The sequence below is a fragment of the Mesorhizobium sp. B2-6-1 genome, from assembly GCF_006440475.1.
Lineage (GTDB): Bacteria > Pseudomonadota > Alphaproteobacteria > Rhizobiales > Rhizobiaceae > Mesorhizobium.
This window is the reverse complement of record NZ_VFUH01000022.1, coordinates 51,717-73,558: the sequence shown is the minus strand read 5'-3', so window position 1 is coordinate 73,558 and position 21,842 is coordinate 51,717. Positions and strand designations below refer to the sequence as shown.

Sequence of the window (21,842 nt, the reverse complement as noted above, 5' to 3'; positions counted from 1 at the left end):
GTCGAAGGTGGTCTGCTGGAGCTGCGGCAATATCTGCGTTGTGCTGAACAGCACCGCGCCGACCGCCATCATCACCAGGAAGGATGTGCCGAACTGGCGGGTGAAAACCAGCCGCATGTCGACGATCGGATCGCGATGGCGAAACTCCCAGGGGATCAGGAAAAAGAACGAGACGGCCGAGATCACGGCGAATGTCGTGATGAAGCCCGACGCAAACCAGTCGTTGCGCTGGCCCTCGTCAAGGAAGATCTCAAGGGATCCGAGCGCCAGCACGACGAAGATGAAGCCGATCCAGTCGATCTTGAGGCCATCCTTCAGCCTCTCCTGGCGCTCGCGCTCCAGCACGTCTGGTTCGACCAGCAGCCATTGCACAAGGGCCAACGACATGATGCCGAAGGGCACGTTGATGAAGAAGATCCAATGCCAGGAGAAATGGTCGGTCAGCCAGCCGCCGATGGTCGGCCCGACCGTCGGTGCAACGATGACGGCGATGCCGTAGAGCGCGAAGGCCTGCGAGCGTTTTTCGGGCGGGAAAGTATCGGCGAGGATCGATTGCTCGCTGGGCGCCATCCCACCGCCGCCCAGCCCCTGAAGGATGCGAAACAGGATCAGCATTTCCAGGTTCGGCGCGAGGCCGCAGAGCAGCGACGCGAGGGTGAAGGTAGCGACGCAGATCATGTAGTAGCGTTTGCGGCCGATCACGCCGGCGAGCCAGCCGCTGATCGGGATGATGACGGAATTGGCGACCAGATAGGTGGTGATGATCCAGGTGCTTTCGTCCATTCCGGCCGCGAGGCTGCCGGCTATGTTGCGCAGCGCCACATTGGCAATGGACGTATCGAGCACCAGCATGAAGGTGGCGATGGAGACGACGATGGCGATAAGCCAGGGATTGCGCCCGCCCGCGGCGGACCGGCTTTCGCCGGCTTGCGCGGTCGCCTGGCCGGTCATCGCACCTTGACCGTCGGCACGACGGACATGCCGGGCCCGAGCAGCAGGCCGGTCTTCTTGTCGAAGACGATCTTCACGGGCACGCGCTGCACCACCTTGACGAAATTGCCGGTCGCGTTCTCTGCGGGCAGCAGGCTGAAAGCGGTTCCGCTGCCGGCCTGGATGCTGTCGACGTGGCCCCTGAAGGTCTGCTCCGGGTAGGCGTCGATATCGATCTCGACGGGCTGGCCAGGCCGCATAAGGTCGAGTTGTGTTTCCTTGAAGTTGGCCTTCACCCACACGTCCTCGGGCACGAACATCATCAGCACTTGCCCCGGTTGGGCATATGCGCCCACGGCGGCGGATATGTTCGTCGCCCGTCCGGCCACCGGAGCGGTGATCGAGGTGCGGGAAAGCGCGGTGCGGGCCTGCTCTTCGCTGGCATGGGCCTGGTCGAGTTTTGCCGCCACGCTTTTGCGCTGGGCCTCGAGGACGGCGACTTGTCTCTGGGCCGCCACGACGTTCGCCTGCGAGCTGTCGAGCGTCGCCTGGGCCTGGCGAAGCGTCGAGGCAGCCTGTTGCGCCTGCTGCAGCGTTCCGGTTCCCTTGGCAAGCAATTCGCTGTTGCGCTGATTTTCGGCTTTCGCGAAATCAAGCGCTGCCCGGCCTTGCGACACCTGCTTCTGGGCTTGGTCCACCTTGGCCTGCTGCGCTTCGATCTGGGCTGCGATGTCAGCGGTTTCGGCGTCGGCCTGCGCCACCTGCGCCTGAACCTGCTTGAGGGATGCCTGATAATCCCTGTCATCGATGCGCAGCAGGACATCGCCGGCCTTTACGCTCTGATTGTCGGTCACCGCCACATCGGTGATGCGGCCGGCGATTTCGGCACCTATGGTTACGGTACGGGCGTCGATGAAGGCATCGTCGGTCCATTCATACTGTCGCGCCTGGAGCCACCAGATTATCGCTGCGGCCGATGCCAGCAGCAGAACAAGGATGACCGCCGCGGTGACGTAGGGGTGCCGCCTGAGCGAGCCGAACAGGCCCTCTTTGTTCCCGGCGGAAGCATCGAGGTCCTGTTTCGGTTGTGGGCGCGACGAGGCGCGCTTCGGTCGTGCATCGGGGCGACGTTTTGTTTGAGGTCTTTCGTCGACCGGTGCGACGTCTGGAGAATTCGTGTCCACGTTAGCGGTCCGCGGTAGGGTTGGTGCGGCAAAAGCCGCGTACTGGAAGGACGTAAATCAACGGACCCGCGTCCGAAAAAGTTCCTGTTTCAGATTGAGGGTTTGTGGCCGGCCGCGCTAGGCGAAGTGCAGCAACATCATCACCAGCACGATGCCGACAAGTCCCGCAATGAAGATGATACGGCGCGTTCGCGTTCGCAGGATAATCTCGCCTTGCCGCGCATCCTCTGCGGAAAAACAGGCCCCTCCTTGTCGGGATCGTTGCTCATGAGCTGCTCCTTCCGACGAATTTGGAGTGTCTCAGGCAGCTAAACCTGCTCATCCCGGCAAGGTTCCCCAGAAATCACGGGAGCTGACGGCCGGGGTCACGCTTTGCCAGCCGACAAGCGCAAGCCAGTCCGGGCCACGCCGGGCGCGCCATCAGTCGGCCGGCAACGCATAGGCGATCACGTCGTCGCCGACCTTCGTCTCCATGAAATGATGACCGCCGGGCGCGATGACGACATATTGCCGGCCGCCGACCTCATAGGTCATCGGGGTGGTCTGGCCGCCAGCGGGCAGATCCGTCTGCCAGACCACCTTGCCGGTCTTGATGTCGATGGCGCGCAGCTTGTCGTCCGTCGCCGCCGCGATGAAGATCAGGCCGCCGGCGGTCACGAGCGGCCCGCCATTGTTTGGCGTGCCGATATCCAGCGGCAGCATGGACGGGATGCGCCAGGGGCCATTCTCGACCGCCTCGCCGAGCGGCTTGTCCCAGAGCGTCTTGCCTGTCTTCAACTCGATGGCACGGATATGGCCGTAAGGCGGCTCGAAACAAAGCAGCCCCGTCGAGAGGCGCCAGCCCGCGTTGACGGCAATGGCGTACGGCGAACCCATCTGCGGGTCACCCATGTCCTTGGCCCTTTTCGAAGCGCCGCCCTGTTCGATCGACCTGAAGCCTATCTGGTCCGCCTTTTGGCGCGGTATCAACTGATCATAGTTGGGCATGTCGTTGTAATTGGCGACCAGGATGCCGGCATCGGTGTCGACGGCGACGCTTCCCCAGTCGGAGCCGCCATTGTAGCCGGGATATTCGATGAAAGGCTTGTCCACCGTGGGGGGCGTATATTCGCCCTGGTAGGAAGCCTGCCGGAACTGGATGCGGCAGTAGAGCTGGTCGAGCGGGCTCATGCCCCACATATCCTTCTCGGTCAGCACAGGCTGGTCGAGATGCGCATAACCGGAATAAGGCTGCGTCCTGGACAATTTCTCTGGTTCGACGCCGCCCGACGGCACCGGCCGTTCTTCGACCGGGAACAGCGATTTTCCGGTCTTGCGGTCGAGCACATAGATCTGGCCCTGCTTGCTGGGCACGATGATTGCGGGAACCTTTCCATTGACTGACGGAAAATCGACGAGTGTCGGCTGCGAACCGAGGTCATAGTCCCAAAGGTCGTGATGGACCGTCTGAAAATGCCAGACCGGCTTGCCCGTCGTGACATCGATGGCGACGATTGAGGAATTGTATTGGTTTTCGAGGTCCTTGCGATCGACGCCGTAATAGTCGACGGCGGCGTTGCCGAGCGGCAGGAAGACATAGCCGAGCTGCGGATCGGCGGCGGCTACGGTCCACATGTTCGGCGTGCCGCGCGTGTAGGTATCGCCCTGGGGCGGTGCGCCCGTGCGGTCCGGATGGCCCATGTCCCAAGCCCAGACCAGTCTCCCCGACATCACGTCATAGCCGCGCACGACGCCTGACGGCGCATCCTCGGCCTGGCCGTCCTGCACCTGGGCGCCAAGCACGGCAATGCCGCGCACGACGGTCGGAGGCGCCGTCACCGAATACCAGCCGGGCACGGTCTTGCCGAGCCCCTGGGTGAGATCGACGACGCCCTGCTGGCCGAAATCGCCACATGCCTTCCCGGTCCTGGCGTCGATGGCAATCAGCCTTGCATCGAGCGTGCCCCACAAGATGCGTGTTGCGCATGGTCGATCGGCGCTTGCGCCTGGAACGGCGTAGTAGGCGACGCCCCGGCAACTGGCGCCGTATGGGATGGCGGCGTCGGATACCTTCGGATCATAGCGCCACTCCTCCTTGCCGGTTGCCGCGTTGGCCGAGATGACGATGCCCTTGGCCGAACATGCAAACAGGTGCCCGTCCACTTCGAGGGGGGTGTTTTCCGGGGAGTATTTGTCGGTCGCCGCCTTGCTTGGCATATCGCCCGTGTGGAAATCCCAAACTTTGGTCAGCTTCGCGACGTTGTCGGCGGTGATCTGTTTGAGAGGCGAATAGCGGGTGGCAAGTTCCGAGCCGCCATAGACGGGCCAATTCGGTCCAGCCTGGTGTATCGCGACATCGGGCTGAGGGCTGACCGGAGACTGACCAGATGCGCTTCCTGCGGCGGGTGGCGTGACCGGGGTAACCGGGGATGCCTCCTGGGATTGTGCCGAGGGCGTGAAATGCTGAAGCCCGATCGCGCAGCCGACAATGAAAAGGGCAGCGGATGCGGTTGCGCAGCCGCGGTCGCGAACCCGTTTCGCGTGCCCGGCGCGAAAGGCAGGCAAGGTCAAAAGAACGAAGATCAGGATGACCGTCGGCGCGAGCACCCGGGGCATCAACCCCCAGCCGTCCATGCCGATTTCCCAATAAGCCCAGGCGAGCGTCGCGATCCAGGTCAGCACGTAGAGCCAGACTCCGGCGGCATTGCCGCTCAAAAGCAAAACACCCGCCGCCAGGAGAGCCACTCCGGTGGGCAAATAGTACCAGGAGCCGCCCAGCGCGATGAGCCAGGCGCCGCCTGCGCCGATCAGCAAACCAAGTATTGCCAGCAGCACACCCACGAACATGGTCCACCAGAAGGCGACGCCGGAGCGACGCCTGTCGGCGAGATTCGGATTGGCAGAAGTCATGACAGCATTTCCATTACGACAGGCTCATGATTGTTTCGAACGCTGGCCGTCCCGCATGGTTGCGATCGGCCGCGGTTTTCGAGGGTGCTCCTAACTCACCATTTTGTGAGCATTCCGCGCCGACGGAACCTTTGTCGCTTTGCCGCCGTTAGGCGCTCGATCCAAAAGCTTGTTCCAAGCGAAAAATCGGCGAGGATGCCGCAGGTCTTTTCCAGCAACGCCAATGGGATTGCCCGCTTCTTTCTGTGGGGTGTTTGCTGTTTCGCGCTTCTGGCGGCCGTCGGCGGCACGGCGTTTTTGCGTTCAGGGTTCGTTACCGGCGTGGGGCAACCGGTGGCCCAGGCCGTTCCGTTCAGCCACAAGCATCATGTCGGCGATATCGGACTGGACTGTCGTTATTGCCACAACGGGGTCGAGACATCAGCCTCGGCGGGGCTGCCGGCGACAGAAGTGTGCATGACCTGTCATTCGCAGCTCTTCACCAATGCCGAGATGTTGGCGCCGGTGCGCGCAAGTCTCGCTTCGGGACAGCCGCTGCAATGGCAGCGGGTCAATTCGGTGCCGGATTTCGTTTACTTCAACCACTCCATCCATATCGCGAAGGGCGTCGCCTGCGAGACCTGCCATGGCGCGGTCGACGACATGCCGCTGACGCGACGGGCGCATTCATTGTCGATGGAATGGTGCCTTGGCTGCCACCGGGACCCAGGTCCCAACCTTCGCCCGCCGCGGGACGTTTTCCTGATGCACTGGAAGCCGCCTGACGACATCGAGCAGATCCGGCGTTCCCTGATCGGCGTGCTCGACATTCATCCCGAGACCATGACGGATTGCTATGTCTGCCACCGTTGACCGAAATCCGGCTTTCGATCTTGCGGCATTGCGGCTCGCCGCGGCGGGGCGCGAGCCATGGCGAAGCATGGGCGAACTGGCTGACACGGCGGAGTTCCAGCGCTTTGTGGAGGCGGAATTCCCCGCGATGGCCGATCGCCTTCAGCCTGGCTTCGACCGGCGCACCGTCCTGAAACTGATGGGTGCATCGCTGTCGCTGGCCGGACTGGCCGCCTGCAGCGAGGCCGAGAGCATCGTGCCTTATGTCCGCCAGTCGGAGAACATCATTCCCGGCCGGCCGCTCTACTACGCGACAGCCCTCTCCAGCGACGGCTACGGCATCGGAGCCGTGATCGAGAGCCATGAGGGCCGGCCGACAAAGGTCGAGGGCAACCCGGATCATCCGGCATCGCGCGGCGCCACCGATGCCGTCATGCAGGCGGCGGTGTTGTCGCTGTTCGATCCCGAGCGATCTCGCACGCCGCTCAAGCTGGGCGAGCCTGCAAGTTACGATGAGTTCCTGAAAGATATCGCCGGACTGGCTGGTGAATTCTTCGCTTCAGGCGGGCAAGGGCTGGCACTGCTGCTCGAGGCGACGACATCGCCGACGACGAAGGCGCAGATCGCGGCGCTGAGGGCGCGCTATCCCAGACTTCGCGTCTTCCGCCACGATCCGCTTGCGGCCAGTTCCGGTGAACAGGCAACGGGTACATTGTTCGGCAGGCCGTTGACGGCGATCTACCGTTTCGACCGCGCCGATGTGATCGTCAGCCTGGATGCCGATTTCCTGGGCGATGGGCCGGGGCGCCTGGCCTATGCTCGTGATTTCGCGCAGCGGCGGCGGGTGCGCAAATCGACGGACACGATGAGCCGCCTCTATGTCGTCGAGACGACTCCTACCATCACGGGTGCTGCCGCCGACCATCGCCATGCCGTCAGGCCAAGCGCCGTCGCAAGCGTTGCGGCGGCGATCAAGGCCGCCCTTGATGGCGACAATGCCGCGGTCGGCTTGTCGCCGCTCGATCCGGAATGGATAAACGCGCTTGTCGACGATCTGCGCAGCGCCGGCCGCAATGCGCTTGTGGTGCCCGGAGCGCACCAGGCACCGTTCGTGCATGCCTTGGCCTTCGCGCTGAACGCCAGGCTTGGTGCCCTTGGCAACACGCTGCAATTGATCGAGCCGCCTGATGCCATGCCGGCGGATGGCGATCTTGCCGCGCTCTGCCGGGCCATAACGGGTGGTTCGGTCGACAAGGTCGTCGTGCTCGGCGCCAATCCCCTGCACACGGCACCATCGGAGATCGATGCGCGGAAGGCCTTTTCGAGCCTGAAGCTTCTTGTCCACTGGGGGCTCTACCGCGATGAGACGGCGTTTCTGGCTCGCTGGCATATCCCAGCCGCGCACGAGTTGGAGAGCTGGAGCGATATCCGGGCCTATGACGGTACGGTCTCGATCGTGCAGCCGCTCATAGAGCCTCTGTTCGGTGGCAAGAGCCTGCATCAGTTGCTTGCCGCGCTGGGCGGTGAATTCGGCGCCAATGCGCAGGCACCGGTGCGCCGGACGTGGGCCGCCATGGACGAGGTGGCCTGGCGCAAGGCGCTGCGCGACGGCATCGTGCCGAACACTGCTGCTGGTCCCGCTGCCGTTTCGGCACCGCCGGATAGCGATGGCTCGGAACCCAATGCCGCCACCAAAGGGTTGGAGGTTCGCTTCGTCGCCGATCCCTGGCTTCGCGACGGCCGCCACGCCAATTCATCCTGGCTTCAGGAATTGCCCCGGCCGTTAAGCAAGCTCGTCTGGGGCAATGCGGCGCTGGTCTCGCCAGCCACCGCGCAGCGCCTGAGGCTCGAAAACGGGCAGGTGGTCAACTTGGCGCGGGACGGCAGGACGCTGGACGCACCCGTCTGGATCACGCCGGGACAGCCTGACGACACAGTGACGCTGTCGCTCGGTTTTGGACGCAAGGCCGGCTCGGTGGCGGCACTCGCAGGCGGCTACGACGCCTTCGCGATCCGGACCAGCGATGCGCCATGGTTTGCCGACGATGTCGTCCTGAGCCCGCGCGGCGGTTCGGCGCGTGTAGTCACGACCCAGCATCATCAAGCGATGGAGGGCAGGGCGATCATCCGCCATGCTTCGCTCGATGCGTTCAGGGCAAATCCCCATTTCGTGCGCGCCCACGCGCCCCCAGCGCCCGTGGAATCGCTCTACCCCGACTGGAGCTATGACCAGGAAGCCTGGGGCATGTCGATAGACCTGTCGGCCTGCATCGGCTGCATGGCCTGCGTGTCGGCCTGTCAGGCCGAGAACAACATCGCAACGGTGGGGCCGGACGAGGCGGCACTCGGCCACGAAATGCACTGGCTGCGCGTCGACCGCTACTATGCGGGCGGGATCGACGATCCGGACATGTTCTTCCAGCCGGTGCCGTGCATGCATTGCGAGAAGGCCCCGTGCGAGGTCGTCTGTCCGGTCAATGCGACCATCCATACGCATGACGGTCTGAACGCGCAGGTCTACAACCGCTGCATCGGCACGCGCTACTGTTCGCAGAACTGTCCCTACAAGGTGCGGCGGTTCAATTTCCTGGAGTACCAGGAGTTCGACAAGGACAGCGCGGGACCGGAGCAGGCCGTCCACAATCCCGATGTCACCGTGCGTTCGCGCGGCGTCATGGAAAAATGCAGCTACTGCGTACAGCGCATTTCGCAAAAACGGATCCGCGCCCAGATCGAGAACCGGGAGATCGAGGACGGTGAGATCGTCACCGCCTGCCAGCAGGCGTGCCCGACACAGGCCATCACCTTCGGCGATCTCAATAGGAAGGATTCGCAGGTCGTCCAGGAAAAGGCCTCGCCACACAATTACGCGCTGCTCGAAGAACTGAACACAAGACCGCGCACCACCTATCTGGGCAAGGTCAGCAACCCTAACGACAGGCTCGCCGCGACATCCGGCTCGGAGGGCGGCGATGGCTGACGTGGCCGCCCGCAGGACGAGCAAAGGCATGACACCTGTGCTGCGCGGGCGTCACGATTTTCCAGAGATCAGCGGCCGTATCAGCGCGGTGGTCCTGCAAGGGAAGTTGCCGCGGTTCTTCTGGTCGGCGTTCTTCGTCTGCTTCGCCTTCGTATTGCTGTTCCTCTATTCCATCACCTACCTGGTCTCGGTCGGCGTTGGCGCCTATGGGGTCAACATTCCCGTGGTCTGGGGCACGATGATCTCAAGTTTCGTGTGGTGGATCGGCATTGGCCATGCCGGTACGCTGATCTCGGCGGTGCTGCTGCTGCTGCGCCAGCCCTGGCGCGCCTCGATCAACCGCTTCGCCGAGGCGATGACGCTGTTTGCCGTGGCGATGGCCGGCCTCTACCCTATCCTGCATCTTGGCCGGCCGTGGTTCTTCTATTGGCTCCTGCCCCTGCCCAACACCCACATGCATTGGCCACAATGGCGCAGCCCGCTGGTCTGGGACTTCGCCGCGATTTCCACCTACGCCACCGTCTCGCTGCTGTTCTGGTACACGGGATTGCTGCCTGATCTCGGCGTGCTGCGCGACCGGGCGAAGTCGCGTGGCGGGCAACTTTTCTACGGCGTCCTCGCGCTTGGCTGGCGCGGCTCGGCCTATCATTGGGCGCGATACCGAACGGTCTATTTCCTGATGGCGGCACTCGCAACACCGCTGGTCGTTTCGGTTCATTCGATCGTCGCTCTCGATTTCACCTTCGCCATCACGCCGGGCTTCCATTCGACGATCTTTCCGCCCTATTTCGTCGCCGGCGCGCTCCTTTCCGGCTTCGCCATGGTGCTGACCATAGCCATTCCCTTGCGCTGGGCATTCGCTGTGGAAGACCTGATCACGCCGCGCCACATGGACAACGCCGCCAAACTGATGATCGCGGCCGGCACGGTCGTCATTTACGGCTATGCATCGGAAGCGTTCTTCTCCTGGTATTCGGGGGAGCCTTACGAGCGCGCGATGATGGTCCAGCGCGCCGTCGGCCCTTATGCGCCGCTGTTCTGGACCATGCTCTTCTGCAATTGCGCGGTGCTGCAACTGCTTTGGTTTCGCCGTGTGCGATCCAATATGCCGCTGCTGTTTTCGATCGCTCTGGTCATCAACATCGGCATGTGGCTGGAGCGCTACATCATCGTGGTGACCGGCCCGAGCCGCGACTACCTGCCGTCGTCCTGGGGCGAGCAGTCGCTGACCTGGCTCGATTTCGGCATCCTGCTCGGATCGATCGGCACCTTCTTCGCGCTGGTCTTCGTGTTTATCCGCATCCTGCCGGCGATAACCATCTTCGAGGTCGAGGAACTGGCCGAGCAGAAAGGCGGCGCGGCATGAGCGTCCATGGCGTCATCGCGGCTTTCGCCGATCCGGATGCGCTGACCAGGGCGGCGCAAGCGATGCGCGACAAGGGGTACCGGCATATGGATGCGTTCTCGCCGTTCGAGGTGCACGGCCTGACAGACATATTGGGCATGCGAAAGACACGGCTGCCATGGGTCATGCTGGCGGGTGGCGTCGCCGGCGGCGTGCTGGTCTATGCATTGATCCTTTATTCCGTCGAGATCGACTATCCGGTCAATGTCGGCGGCCGGCCGCTGCATTCCTGGCCGCCGTTCACGGTCATCGCCTTCGAAGCCGCGATCCTGGCCAGCGTGTTTGCCGGCTTCTTCGGCATGCTGGCCGAGAACCGGCTGCCGCAATATTATCACCCCGTCTTCAACGCCGAGAGCTTCACCTACGCGAGCGGCGGCAAGTTCTACCTGCTGATCGAGGCCACCGACCCGAAATACCGCAAGGGCGTCACCAAGGGGCAGCTGACACGGCTTGGCGCCGAGACGGTCGAAGAGGTGGCGATATGAACCCGCGGCTGCTTTTGCCGGTTTGCCTGCTCCTCGGCGCCTGCAAGCAGGACATGGCCGACCAGCCTCGCTACGATCCGCTCGAAACCAGCAGAGAGTTCGCCGACGGCATGTCGGCAAGGACACCGGTCGAAGGCACGGTGACGCGCGACGCCGACCTGGCGGCGACGCCGGACAAATTCCCGTACCCGATCACCATGGCGCTGCTTCAGCGTGGGCAGCAACGCTTCGATATATTCTGCTCTCCCTGCCATGGCCGCACCGGCGACGGGCACGGGATGGTGGTCAGGCGTGGTTTCCCGCCGCCTCCGACCTACCATCAAGATGCGCTGCGCAAGGCGCCGGACCGGCATTTCTACGACGTCATCACCGACGGTTACGGTGCGATGTATCCCTATGCCGCGCGTGTCGAGCCGCGGGACCGCTGGGCGATCGTGGCCTATATCCGGGCGCTGCAATATTCGCGACATGCTGCGGCCGGCACGCTGCCCGAATCCCTTCGCGCGAAACTCGATGCCGAGGCGGCACGATGAAGCGCGCCGCCCGGCCCGACGACCACCTCGTCCTGCTGCTCGCAGCCGCCGCCGCAGGGCTCTCTCTGTGCGCGGCCGGGCTGTTCGTCGCCCCGCGCGCGACACTGGCCGGCTGGCTGATGACGGCGGTGTTCCTGCTCGGATTGCCGCTTGGCGCAATGACCCTGCTCATGGTGCACGGCCTGACCGGGGGGCGCTGGGGCGACGCGTTGCGGCCGCCGCTGCGGGCCGCCGTCGCGACCTTGCCTGTCGCGCTGCTGTTGATGCTGCCGGTGCTTGCGCGGCTCGATCTGGTCTTTCCCTGGGCAGGAGCCGACCCGGCGCTGACGGAAGCGGTGCGCCAGAAAATGACCTATCTCAACGTGCCATTCTTCGTCGTTCGTTTCATCGTCTATGCTGTCGTCTGGCTGGCGCTGGCCTGGCTTGTACTTGGCTGGACGGCGCCCGGTTCGGCCGCAAGCAGGACCGGCGGCGGCTACGCCATCGGGCTCGTCGCGCACGGCTTTGCCGTGACGGTGTTTGCCATCGATTGGATGATGTCGATAGAGCCGGATTTTTCCTCCACCATCTATGCGATGCTCGAAGCGGCGGCCGAGGTCGTCGGCGTGTGCGGGCTGGCGCTGGCGGTGCTCTCGGCCGGCCGTGCGATCGAGTCGGCGCCGGGTGGCGAGGAGGACGTGGCGCTCGGCGAAGACCTCGCCAACATGATGTTCGGCTTCATGCTCATCTGGGCCTATCTGGCATTCATGCAGTGGCTGGTCGTCTGGGGCGGCGACCTGCCCGACGAAATCCATTGGTATGTCATCCGTGGTCGAAATGGCTGGCAGTATCTGCTTTGGCTGCTGATCGCGCTGCAATTTGCCTTGCCCTTCGCCGGTTTCCTGAACCGCTCCGTCAAGCGCAGCCGCGTTGGCCTGATAGGGCTCGGCGCGTTCCTGCTGGCCGGACATTTCGCCGATGTCGCCTGGCGCGTCCGGCCGGCTTTGTCCGCCCTCGGTGCAGGAGTGTCGTGGCCGGACCTCGCGGCAATGGTCGGCGCGGGCGGCATCTGGTTCGGGTGCTTCGTCTATATCTGGACCAGGCCTGATCGCATCGTCGTCTGGCGCGGGAGGCTGGCCCGTGGCTAAGGTCGTGCGTCATCCCGAAACACGCGATGTCTGGCCGAGGGCGCTCGTGCTCATTGGCCTCGGCCTGCTTGTCTTCCTGGCGCTCGCCGCGCTTGGGCTGAGACTGATTTTCGATACGGCCCCGTTCTGGCCACTTGCGGGCACGCAGATGAACGGCAGCGCCGCAGGTCCCGCCTTGCAGGATTTCCCCGGGGCCGATCTTGCCGCGTTCCGTCAGCAGGAAGATCGTGAACTCGGCATGCTTGCATGGGTCGACCGCAATGGTGGCATCGCGCGCATTCCGATCGACGACGCCATGAAGCTGATCGCCGCGCAGGGACTGCCGGAGGCGGTAACGCCCGCTGCGGCCGGTGAGGACTGCGCCTTGCTCGAAGGCCAGGTTCCGCGCGCGCCGCAGGCCGGCATTTGCCGCGCCCGAGCGGACGCGGCGCAGCCAAACGCCAGGGCGCCGCAGCAGGGCCAGGCCCCACCGGCCATGGGGGCGAGGCCATGAGGCGTTTGGTCCTGCCGCTCGTGCTCCTGGCTGCAATGACCGCCAGCGTGCGCGCGCGGCCGGTTTTCGAACCGCAGATCGGCGCGCAGCTCAGCCTCGACACAGTCTTCCGCGAGGCTTCGGGCGGACGGCAGACGCTTTCCGGCATTCTCGGCGGGCGGCCGGCGCTGCTCATCTTCGGTTACGACAAATGCCCCAACCTCTGCGGCGTGACCCAGCAGGCGGTTGCCTCGGATCTGAACAAGACCGGCCTCGATCCCGCGACCTACCACGCTCTCTTCGTCTCGATAGATGCTTCCGAGACCGTCGCGGATGCGGCGTCCATCCAAGCCGAAGTCGGGCGGTCCGCCGGTCAGGCAGGGTTGTCCGCGTGGCGCTTCTTGACCAGCGAGGATGGCGCTGGCGCCGCCCTTGCCGTGGAGGCCGGCATCACATTCGACCGGCGCGACCGGATCTCGCAATATGTCCACCCGATCGCGGTCATCGCGCTGACGCCGCAAGGCCGCATCGCGCAAGTACTTCCGGCGCTGAGTTTCGAGCCGCGAGATCTCAGGCTTGCCCTGGTCGAGGCGTCGGCCGGGCGGCTTGGCTCCATCGCCGATCACGTCTTTCTGCTGTGTGCCGGCTTCGATGCATCAAAGGGCCAGTACACGCCAGCGGTCTGGGCAGTCGTGAAGGTGACTGGCATGGCGACGCTGCTTGGCCTTGGCGCCACCATCCTCGTTCTGTCGCGAAGGAGGCCGATTTGACGTTCGGCATCCCTTTTACGCCGCCGCAGGCCTCCTCGATTGCCGGCAGTGTCGACGCCCTGTTCTACGTGCTGCTTGCCTTCACCGTCGCGCTGGGCGTCTTCCTGACCAGCCTGGTCGTTTTCTACGCCATCAAATATCGCGCCGGTTCCGAGGTGGAGCGAACGGGGGAGCGTGCGCGCAGCACGCCGCTCGAGGTGACCTGGACAGTCGCCAGCCTGCTGATCGCTTTCACCATCTTCGGATGGGGAGCCGTGCTGTTCCTGCGCCGCGAGCACCCGCCGCTTGACGCACTCGAGATCACCGGCCTTGGCAAGCAATGGATGTGGGAGTTCCGTCATCCTGGCGGCCAGCGTGAAATCAACGAACTGCATGTGCCGGTCGGCGAGGCGGTGATCGTGTCGCTGGCATCGCAGGACGTGATCCACTCATTCTTCGTACCTGCCTTCCGGGTCAAGCAGGACGCGGTGCCGGGGCGCACCACGCATGTCTGGTTCATCGCCAGCGAGCCCGGGCGGTATCATTTGTTCTGCGCGCAATATTGCGGCACCCAGCATTCGGAGATGGGCGGCTGGGTGACCGTGATGCCGCCGCAAGAATATGCGGCGTGGCTGGGCAACCAGGGCCAGGGTGAAACGCTTGCGGCTGACGGCGAAAAACTCTTCCGCGCGCTCGGCTGCTCCGGCTGCCATGGCAATTCCAGCAAGGTGAGGGCGCCGGATCTGGCTGGGGTCTTCGGACGGCCGGTGGTCTTGGACAATCAACAGACCGTCATTGCCGACGACCGCTATTTGCGCGATTCCATCCTCAATCCGAAGAAGGAGATCGCCGCCGGGTATGAACCCGTGATGCCGAGCTTTGACGGCCTTGTCGACGAGCAGGAGCTACAGATGCTGCTGGCGTATCTCAAATCCCTGTCGCCGCGAGCAACCAGGGAAAGCGGGGCGACCCAATGAGCAGGCAAGCCTTGGCGCCTTCGAGCTATCTGCATGGGGAGGCCGGACCTGCCGCCTGGCTCTTGACCACCGACCACAAGCGCGTCGCCTGGCTCTACCTGATGTCGCTGACGGCGTTCTTTTTTCTTGGCGGTGCCTTTGCCGTGATGATCCGGATCGAACTCGCGTCGCCTGCGGGCGATCTGGTGTCGGACGATGTCTATAACAGGCTGTTTTCCCTGCATGGCATCATCATGGTGTGGTTCTTCCTGGTGCCGTCGATCCCCGCGACGCTCGGCAATTTCCTGCTGCCGCTGATGATCGGCGCGCGCGATCTCGCTTTTCCGCGGCTCAATCTCGCCAGCTGGTACGTGTTCATCTTCGGCAGCGCCTTTGCCCTGGCCGCGGTGCTCGCCGGCGGTGTCGACACGGGTTGGACCTTCTACACGCCGCTCTCGACGCTCTATGCCAACGGCTTCGTTTCGATGGCCGCGCTGGGTGTCTTCATCGTCGGCTTCTCGACGATCATGACCGGCATCAACTTCATCGTCACCGTCCACACGTTACGCGCGCCGGGGCTGACCTGGTTCAGACTGCCGATCTTCGTCTGGACGATGTATGCGACCGCGCTGGTCATGGTGCTGGCGACGCCGGTGCTGGCCGCCTCGCTGATCCTGATCGTGCTGGAGCGTGCCTTCGGTATCGGCATCTTTAATCCCGCTCTGGGCGGCGACCCGCTGCTGTTCCAGCATCTGTTCTGGTTCTACTCGCATCCCGCGGTCTACATCATGATCCTGCCCGGCATGGGCGTGGTTTCCGAAGTGCTGCCCTGCTTCAGCAAGCGCCCGCTGTTCGGCTACAAGGCGGTGGCGATGTCTTCGATGGCGATTGCCGTGTTCGGTTTCCTGGTCTGGGGTCACCATATGTTCGTATCAGGCCAGTCGGCCTATGCCGGCATCGTGTTCTCGTTCCTGTCGTTCTGCGTCGCGATCCCCTCGGCGATAAAGGTGTTCAACTGGACGCTGACGCTGCGCAAGGGCGAAATCACTTTCGAGACGCCCATGCTTTATGCGCTGTTTTTCCTGGCGCTGTTCACTTTCGGGGGACTGGCCGGCCTGTTCCTGGCCGCTCTCGCCGTCGACGTCCACGTTCATGACACCTATTTCGTCGTGGCGCATTTCCATTACATCATGGTCGGCGGCATGGTGACGGCCTACATGGCGGGGTTGCATTTCTGGTGGCCGAAGATCACCGGCCGCGTCTATTCCGAAACCTGGGGCCGCATCGCCGCGACCGTGACCTTCCTCGGCTTCAACCTGACTTTCTTCCCGCAATTCGTGCTCGGTTTTCTCGGCATGCCGCGGCGCTATCACACCTATCCGCCGGAGTTTCAGTTCTGGCACGTATTGTCCTCTGCCGGCGCGGTCGTTCTGGCCGTCGGCTATCTTATGCCGCTGCTCTATCTCGGCTGGTCGCTGTTTCGCGGGACGCGGGCGCCGGCCAACCCGTGGGGCGCGACCGGCCTTGAATGGCAGACGGCTTCGCCGCCGCCCCCGCATAATTTCGACACCATGCCCGTGGTCAGGCGGCCGGCCTATGACTATGCCATGAAAGGCCTGAGGCACGAGACGTTCAGCCCGCACAGGGACGAAGCCTCATGAGCGGGCCGACCGAAAGCATTGCCTTCGATACACGGGCCCGCGAGAAGGCGGCCGATGCGTTCGGCATGTGGATTTTCATCGGCTCCGAGGCGATGCTGTTCGGCGCGATCGTGCTGGTGTTCCTCTACGCCCGATTGAGCTATGGCGCGGCATTCGCCGCGGCGTCGCAACATCTGTCATTGCCGCTCGGCACGCTGAATACGGCGGTTCTGATCACCAGCAGCTTCGCGATGGCGCTTGCCCATATGTTCACGGCTGCCCGTCGTTGGCGGCCCGCCCTCTGGGCCTTGATGTCCACGAGCCTGCTTGGCTGCATCTTTCTGGTGATCAAGGCCGTCGAATACAGCAAGGAATTCAGCGAGGGCCTGGCGCCGGTGCTCGGCGCGCCGTTCCGCTTCGCAGGCCCAGATCCGGCCCATGCCGAATTCTTCTTCGCGCTCTATTTCGCCATGACATCGCTGCACGCGCTGCATCTGATAGGCGGCATCGCGGTGATTGCCGGCATGCTGTTGCTCTGGCCGAGGACCGCGCAGGCGAGCCGGGCGCGCCGCGTGCAGGCGATCGGACTCTACTGGCATTTCGTCGACATCGTCTGGGTGTTCCTGTTCCCGGTCCTCTATCTGATCAACCGGGCCTGACGACGATGAGCGACCTCGCCAAGCTCACATTCGCCTATCTCGCGCTGCTCGCCTTGCTGGCGCTTACCGTCGGCTCTTCGTTTGTCGACCTCGGTGGGTTCAATTCCGCGATCAACCTTGCCGCGGCGGCTGCCAAGACAGTGGTGATCGCGCTGCTGTTCATGCATCTGGCGGGCGAGGGCATCCTCCCCAGGCTCGCGGTCGCGGCGGTGGGCCTGTGGCTGGCCATTCTCTTTGGCCTGACCCTGATCGGGCAATAGCCTGCGGGGCCTAGTGTGGCGCGCGTCATCAACGGTCACGCGGATTGCCCAAGGCTGGATCGCGGCGCCTCGTGTAGCCGTCGACGCGGGGCAAGCCGTCGGCCATGTCGATGAATGGCAGGCGCATATCCCAATAGGCCTGTGCCTGAGGCGGAAACCGCTCCGGCGCGTCCATGAAGCCGATCGAGACATAGAGTTCGTCACGCAGGCCTTCGTCGGCATAGAAGATCGAGGTACCGCAATCGGCGCAGAAGGAGCGGACGACTCCCTTCGTCTTCGAAAAGGTCTTAGGCTTCCCGGCGGTCAGCTTGACCTGGTGCGGACGATAGCCGATCCAGATGGTCATCGGTCCGCCGATCGCCCGCCGGCAATCGTCGTCATGGTCGAAGCAGATCCAGAAGGGCTCTCCTTCCATCACCGCCGTGACGGCACCGCAGAAACAATGTCCGCGCTCGATGCGAGCCATGTTGCTGCCCGTTGTCAGAGACTGTCGGTCGTCAGGACGGCGCTTCCGCTGCGGTCGAGCATGAATTTTCTCCGAAGCTGTTGGGGGATCTGATCCTGCGGGGTCAACGCAGCGCCGCCAAATTGGTTTCCGGCCATAGGAGCGGCGGCGGATTCAAATCTGCGCTTCCGGCCTAGCCGCTGGAACCTGCCGGTCGAAACCAGGTTATGACTGTGCCAAAGGAGGACCGGCCATGACTGGAAGCGAAAATCGCCGCGAGACTGGTGCCACCAAATATCCGGCCAGGAGCGACGGCGATCCCGCCGATTCATTCTCCCAGGACGCCGCAGGCAACAAGCCGCCGGCGTCCGGGCAAGGCCTGACGCGCCCTTCAGGCGAGGTGAATGAGAAAACGCATCAGTCCGAGGGGCAGAATCCATCCCGGCGGGCGCCCCCCGACCAGCCGCCCAGAAAAGGCGCCGGCTCAGCCACTTCTGAGCACTCAAAAGACGGCCAAGTGCCGCCCGGAGGCCGGGAGCCTGGTGCGTTCGACAAGGAATGAACGATTCACAATTGACAAGCCGGCGGCGCTTGTGGATTAGTGAGAACGTTCTCAGAGAACGTTCTCACCGCTGCGGCGGACTTACCTTTTGGGAGGAGGTATGGGTACCGACGAGATCCGGCTGGCTGTTCGCATCGCGAATATTGCAAAATCCTACGGACCCACAGTCGCACTCGATTCCGTCTCCATTGATCTGCGGCCAGGGGAAGTCCATGCGCTGTTGGGCGAGAACGGCGCCGGCAAATCGACGCTCGTGAAAATCCTCAGCGGCGTCGTGACGCCTGACGGCGGATCCATGTCGATCTTCGGCAAGCCTTATGCGCCGCATGGCATCATCGATGCGCGGGCGCAGGGCGTGGCGACGGCCTTTCAGGAACTCAGCCTGCTGCCGAATCTCAGCATCGCCGAGAATCTCGTGCTGCCGAAAATGCCGAAGGGCAAGCTAGGTCTCGTTTCGCGCCGCACCGCCACGGCATCAGCTGGCAAGGTTCTTAACGACTACGCTCTCTCCCACTTTGATCCTGACACGCCCGTCGGCGTGCTTTCGCTTTCGGATCGTCAGCGGCTTGAGATCGTGCGCGCCTTCACCCATGCCTCGAAGCTCTTGATCCTCGATGAGCCGACGGCCGCGCTGGCGGACGTCGAATGGCTGTTTGAGCTCGTGCGCCGGCAGAAGAACCTGCAGACCGCCATCCTCTACATTTCCCACCGCCTCGGCGAGGTGCGCACCCTGTGTTCGCGCGCCACCATCCTGCGCAATGGCCGCAGCATCGGCACCGTCGAGTTGTCCGGCGCTTCGGACGAGAACATTTTCGAGATGATGGTCGGCCGAAGCGCGCGTGAGACGACCGCCTCGCAGCCTTTGGTCGCCGACACCGCGCCCGTCGCGCTCAGCGTTCGGGGCCTCTCCGGCGGCATTTTGCGCGACGTGTCGTTTGATGTCAGGCGAGGTGAGATCGTCGGCATCGCCGCGCTCGAGGGGCAGGGCCAACGCGACCTGTTCAGGACGATGATCGGCCTCTCCAAGGCGAAAAGCGGCGGCATCGAGATCGACGGCGTGCCCGCCCAGATCGCCAGCCCGGGCGCCGCGCTCCATTTCGGCAACGGCCTTGCCTACCTGCCGGAGGACCGCAAGTCGGAAGGGATTTTCGCCGGCCTCAGCACCGCCAGCAACATGGTGTTGCCTATCATTTCGCGTATCGCGCAGGGTGGCGTCGTCTGGCCGGCCAGCGAGCGTCGCATTGCGAAAAAAACCGCTGAGGCGGTCGAACTGCAGGAGCGCTATCTGCAGTTCAAGATCGATGAGCTTTCCGGTGGCAACCAGCAGAAGGCGCTTCTGGCGCGCGTCATGATGACGGGTGCGCGCACTCTACTGCTTTTCGATCCGACGCGTGGAGTCGATGTCGGAACCAAGCAGTCGATCTACGAGGCGATCCGGAAGTTCGCTGCCGATGGCGGCTCGGTGCTCTTTTACTCGTCCGAACTGCCGGAACTCGTCCATCTCGCGCATCGCTGCATGGTGCTCTATGGCGGCCGCGTCTTCGCCGAATATCAGGGCGATGCCATCGATGAGCCGACTATCGTCGGCGCGCTGATCGGCCACGCTGCGGGCGCGGTGAATGGAGTGGCCGCATGACCGCGGTCCAGGCAAATCCCGCGCCCCGCCGCTCCGCGTTATGGAGGGCTGTCATCAGCGGCACCGGCATCGTGGCGATGATCTATGTCCTGCTTTATGCGCTCTACGCGTTCTGGCAACCGGATGCGCTTTCGGTCTACACCTTCACCGATCTCGTCAACAACTCGACGCCATTGGCGCTCGCGGCAGCGGGCGAGACGCTGGTCGTCATCAGCCGCGGCTTCGACTTGTCCGTCGCAGGCGTCGTCTCGCTGACCAATGTGCTGATGGCGGTCTATCCGTTCGGTGGTCCGGGCGGTGCGCTGGCCAGCCTCCTGATGTGCTGTGCGATCGGCGGTGCCGTCGGCGCAATCAACGGCATTCTCGTGGCCAGGCTTGGACTGCAGACCATCGCGGCGACGCTCGGCACGATGATCGTCTGCCAGGGACTTGCGCTGGTTATCCTGGACGCGCCTGGCGGTATGGTTGCCGACTTCGTCACCTATACGCTGACCGACACCCTGTTCGGTATCATCCCGATCGCCGGGCTGTTTCTGGTTGCCGCCATCGCGCTTTGGCTTGCCTTCCGGCGGACCAATACCGGGATCGGCCTCTATGCGATCGGCGCCGACGAGCAGTCGGCTCGCTTCTCCGGCGTGCCCGTGGCAGGGGTACGCATCACGGCCTTTGTCGGCGCCGGCATCCTTTACGGCGTCGCCGGCTTCATGCTGAGCGCCCAGACGGCGACAGGAAATCCGACAGCCGGCACGCCATTCCTGATGCTCACCTTTGCCGCAGTGGCGCTCGGCGGCACGCCGTTGAGTGGCGGCCGGGGCAGCCTCGTTGGCTCGATCCTGGGCGCCGGTACGCTGATGCTTTTGCAGAAGGTGCTTTTCTCGGGTGGGGTCTCGTCCTTCTACACCGGCATATTCCAAGGTTTCGTGCTGGTGCTTGCGATCGTGTTCGGCAGCGCCGTGGCGCGCCTGCTCAAGAAGGAAGAGATCCGGTGAACGCGCATAAGGACGTTGCGACGCGTTTCGAGGCCAACTCCGACCGGCGCGGCAGGCAAAGGCTCGACCGGGAGGTGGTCAATACGCTTGTCGTATTTGGGCTGAGTATCGTGCTTGTGGTGTGCTCGCGCTTCATCAGTCCGGCGCTGGGTTCCTGGGATCAGGTGCTGACGGTTCTCATCCTCGCGTCCTTCCTGATCGTGTTGTCGTTTGGGCAAGGGCTCGTCATCCTGATCGGTGGGCTCGACCTATCGGTCCCCGCCCTCATCACGCTCGGCGGCGTGTTGACGACGACGTGGATTGGTAGCGGCGATGCCGGCATCTGGTACATGCTGCCGGCCATTCTGGTCATTTGCGCGCTGGTCGGCACGATCAGCGGACTGGGAATTGTCTGGCTGAAGGTTCCTCCCTTCATCATGACCATGGCGACCTCGATCGTCGTGGCATCGGTGGCGCTGGGCTACACCAGCGGGACGCCGCGCGGCGGTTCTCCGTCCGCCTTGCTGTGGCTGATGAAGGAATGGTTCCTCGGCGTGCCGCTGGTCATCTACTTCACCGTCGCTTTCATCCTGTTCGGCTGGTTCTTGCAGAATTTCACTGCGCTCGGCCGCCGGCTCTACGCCCTTGGCACCAACAGGAACGCCGCTCTCATCGCCGGCGTCGCTGTCAATCGGCTCGAGCTCGTCCCCTATGCGATCAGTGCCGCTTGCGCAGGCTTCGTCGGCATGATGCTGGTGGGCTATTCGAACGGGGCGACGCTGAGGATGGGCGACAGCTACATGCTGCCTTCCATCGCTGCCGTCGTGGTCGGCGGCTCCTCGATCCTCGGCGGCAGCGGAACTTTCATCGGGACGGTTGGCGGCGCAATTCTTCTGACGACGCTTGGCACCGTTATCTCCGCTATCGGCCTCAACGAAGGATGGCGCACCGTCATAGAGGGCGCAATCATTGTCGCCGCCCTGCTGGTGCTGCGCGGTGAATTCCTGGCCGATCTCGGAAATCGAATGCTGACGCGGAGGAAGTGACCATGCCTGTGCGTGAAATGCGTTTTGTCCAATTGTGAGAACGTTCTCACAAGCTCTGGTCCGGCACCTGCAAGGGCCAAATTCC

At 63.7% G+C, this 21,842-nt stretch carries 19 protein-coding genes; 15 read left to right on the top strand and 4 right to left on the bottom strand.

From position 1 onward, the window contains the following. From FJ443_RS29425 to FJ443_RS29410, 3 genes are all read right to left on the bottom strand, one after another. Positions 1-951, bottom strand: a 951-nt coding sequence (locus tag FJ443_RS29425; protein ID WP_140561462.1) for a DHA2 family efflux MFS transporter permease subunit, incomplete at its 3' end; no start/stop codon positions are given. Then, positions 948-2,114: an HlyD family secretion protein gene (locus tag FJ443_RS29420; protein ID WP_140556194.1), complete on the bottom strand. Its 1,167-nt coding sequence runs from the start codon at positions 2,112-2,114 to the stop codon at positions 948-950. The genes FJ443_RS29420 and FJ443_RS29425, both read right to left, overlap by 4 nt. 420 nt (positions 2,115-2,534) lie before the next feature. Then, on the bottom strand, positions 2,535-5,003 hold the full coding sequence (locus FJ443_RS29410) for a membrane-bound PQQ-dependent dehydrogenase, glucose/quinate/shikimate family (RefSeq protein WP_140666771.1): 2,469 nt from the start codon (positions 5,001-5,003) through the stop codon (positions 2,535-2,537). 195 nt (positions 5,004-5,198) lie between these two features. Between FJ443_RS29410 and FJ443_RS29405 the strand changes: the two genes are divergently transcribed. Genes FJ443_RS29405 through FJ443_RS29350 form a run of 12 tightly spaced genes read left to right on the top strand, consistent with a single transcriptional unit; the run spans position 5,199 to position 17,100 of the window. Then, positions 5,199-5,855, top strand: coding sequence for a cytochrome c3 family protein (locus FJ443_RS29405; protein ID WP_140496135.1), 657 nt, complete (start codon positions 5,199-5,201; stop codon positions 5,853-5,855). Next, a complete protein-coding gene (locus FJ443_RS29400) occupies positions 5,839-8,814 on the top strand; it encodes a TAT-variant-translocated molybdopterin oxidoreductase (protein ID WP_140666769.1) in 2,976 nt (991 codons plus the stop codon). Before FJ443_RS29405 ends, FJ443_RS29400 begins: the two co-directional genes overlap by 17 nt. After that, on the top strand, positions 8,807-10,180 hold the full coding sequence (gene nrfD, locus FJ443_RS29395; RefSeq protein WP_140666767.1) for an NrfD/PsrC family molybdoenzyme membrane anchor subunit: 1,374 nt from the start codon (positions 8,807-8,809) through the stop codon (positions 10,178-10,180). The genes FJ443_RS29400 and nrfD overlap by 8 nt, the downstream gene beginning before the upstream one ends. After that, positions 10,177-10,704, top strand: a complete 528-nt coding sequence (locus FJ443_RS29390) for a DUF3341 domain-containing protein (RefSeq protein WP_140518005.1) — start codon at positions 10,177-10,179, stop codon at positions 10,702-10,704. The genes nrfD and FJ443_RS29390 overlap by 4 nt, the downstream gene beginning before the upstream one ends. Continuing rightward, on the top strand, positions 10,701-11,237 hold the full coding sequence (locus FJ443_RS29385; RefSeq protein ID WP_140522234.1) for a cytochrome c: 537 nt from the start codon (positions 10,701-10,703) through the stop codon (positions 11,235-11,237). Before FJ443_RS29390 ends, FJ443_RS29385 begins: the two co-directional genes overlap by 4 nt. Beyond that, positions 11,234-12,364 (top strand): hypothetical protein, encoded by a 1,131-nt coding sequence (locus FJ443_RS29380; protein WP_140518007.1) that lies wholly within the window; start codon positions 11,234-11,236, stop codon positions 12,362-12,364. Before FJ443_RS29385 ends, FJ443_RS29380 begins: the two co-directional genes overlap by 4 nt. Beyond that, positions 12,357-12,857, top strand: a complete 501-nt coding sequence (locus tag FJ443_RS29375) for a hypothetical protein (protein ID WP_140666765.1) — start codon at positions 12,357-12,359, stop codon at positions 12,855-12,857. The genes FJ443_RS29380 and FJ443_RS29375 overlap by 8 nt, the downstream gene beginning before the upstream one ends. Further along, positions 12,854-13,606: an SCO family protein gene (locus FJ443_RS29370; protein WP_140518008.1), complete on the top strand. Its 753-nt coding sequence runs from the start codon at positions 12,854-12,856 to the stop codon at positions 13,604-13,606. The genes FJ443_RS29375 and FJ443_RS29370 overlap by 4 nt, the downstream gene beginning before the upstream one ends. Next, positions 13,603-14,562: a cytochrome c oxidase subunit II gene (gene coxB / locus FJ443_RS29365; RefSeq protein ID WP_140666763.1), complete on the top strand. Its 960-nt coding sequence runs from the start codon at positions 13,603-13,605 to the stop codon at positions 14,560-14,562. Before FJ443_RS29370 ends, coxB begins: the two co-directional genes overlap by 4 nt. After that, entirely contained in the window at positions 14,559-16,202 is a 1,644-nt protein-coding gene (gene ctaD, locus FJ443_RS29360; RefSeq protein ID WP_140518010.1) for a cytochrome c oxidase subunit I, read from the top strand. Before coxB ends, ctaD begins: the two co-directional genes overlap by 4 nt. Beyond that, on the top strand, positions 16,199-16,840 hold the full coding sequence (locus FJ443_RS29355; RefSeq protein ID WP_140666761.1) for a cytochrome c oxidase subunit 3: 642 nt from the start codon (positions 16,199-16,201) through the stop codon (positions 16,838-16,840). The genes ctaD and FJ443_RS29355 overlap by 4 nt, the downstream gene beginning before the upstream one ends. A gap of 5 nt (positions 16,841-16,845) precedes the next feature. Continuing rightward, entirely contained in the window at positions 16,846-17,100 is a 255-nt protein-coding gene (locus FJ443_RS29350) for a cytochrome C oxidase subunit IV family protein (RefSeq protein WP_140522223.1), read from the top strand. A gap of 28 nt (positions 17,101-17,128) precedes the next feature. On the opposite strand, the gene FJ443_RS29345 is transcribed toward FJ443_RS29350, so the two are convergent. Further along, positions 17,129-17,566 (bottom strand): GFA family protein, encoded by a 438-nt coding sequence (locus FJ443_RS29345; RefSeq protein WP_140556180.1) that lies wholly within the window; start codon positions 17,564-17,566, stop codon positions 17,129-17,131. A 641-nt stretch (positions 17,567-18,207) separates the two neighbouring features. Here FJ443_RS29345 and FJ443_RS29335 point away from each other — a divergent pair. From FJ443_RS29335 to FJ443_RS29325, 3 genes are read left to right on the top strand one after another with little or no spacing between them, the layout of a single operon-like run. Further along, positions 18,208-19,743 (top strand): sugar ABC transporter ATP-binding protein, encoded by a 1,536-nt coding sequence (locus tag FJ443_RS29335; protein WP_140556178.1) that lies wholly within the window; start codon positions 18,208-18,210, stop codon positions 19,741-19,743. Beyond that, complete coding sequence (locus FJ443_RS29330) at positions 19,740-20,732, top strand: ABC transporter permease (RefSeq protein ID WP_140522215.1); 993 nt, start codon at positions 19,740-19,742, stop codon at positions 20,730-20,732. Before FJ443_RS29335 ends, FJ443_RS29330 begins: the two co-directional genes overlap by 4 nt. Further along, positions 20,729-21,757: an ABC transporter permease gene (locus FJ443_RS29325; protein WP_181169642.1), complete on the top strand. Its 1,029-nt coding sequence runs from the start codon at positions 20,729-20,731 to the stop codon at positions 21,755-21,757. Before FJ443_RS29330 ends, FJ443_RS29325 begins: the two co-directional genes overlap by 4 nt. The last annotated feature ends 85 nt before the right edge of the window (positions 21,758-21,842 follow it).